The 437-nt window shown below is 67.5% G+C and carries 1 protein-coding gene; it reads right to left on the minus strand.

Translation table 11 applies throughout. The features are described 5' to 3' along the window. Nucleotides 1-74 precede the first annotated feature (74 nt). On the minus strand, nt 75-437 hold a 363-nt coding region (locus LI92_RS21500; protein ID WP_046322652.1), incomplete at its 5' end, for a sensor histidine kinase.

The raw sequence follows: 437 nt of genomic DNA on the forward strand, positions 1-437 counted from the left end.
CCGGGGTAATTCGTCATGTCTGTTGTCTACTCCTAGTGACGCGAGGCGGCAGCGACGTTGCCTCACCACCATGCCTACGTGGACTGAGAAGCGCCTGTGACGGCTGCGGCCGAAGCGGGTCCCGCGGAGGTGGGACCGCCGGGCAGCACCATCCGAAACGACGTGCCGGGCGGTTTGCCCCCGGGGATGGTCTCGCCGATGGTGATTGCCCCGCCGTGTTTGAGCACCACCTGCTTGACGATCGCCAACCCCAGTCCGGATCCGGGCATGGCACGCGCGGAGTCCGACCGGTCGAAGCGCTCGAACACCAACTCCCGCTGGCTCTCCGGGATACCCGGCCCCTGGTCCGAGACGACCATCTCCACGTGCGTGGGGTCGAGCTGACGCATCCGCAGTCCGACGACCCCGCCCGACGGACTCCACTTGGCCGCATTGTC

Origin of the sequence: Mycobacterium sp. UM_Kg1 (assembly GCF_000972925.1) — a bacterium.
Taxonomy (GTDB): Bacteria; Actinomycetota; Actinomycetes; order Mycobacteriales; family Mycobacteriaceae; genus Mycobacterium; species Mycobacterium hiberniae.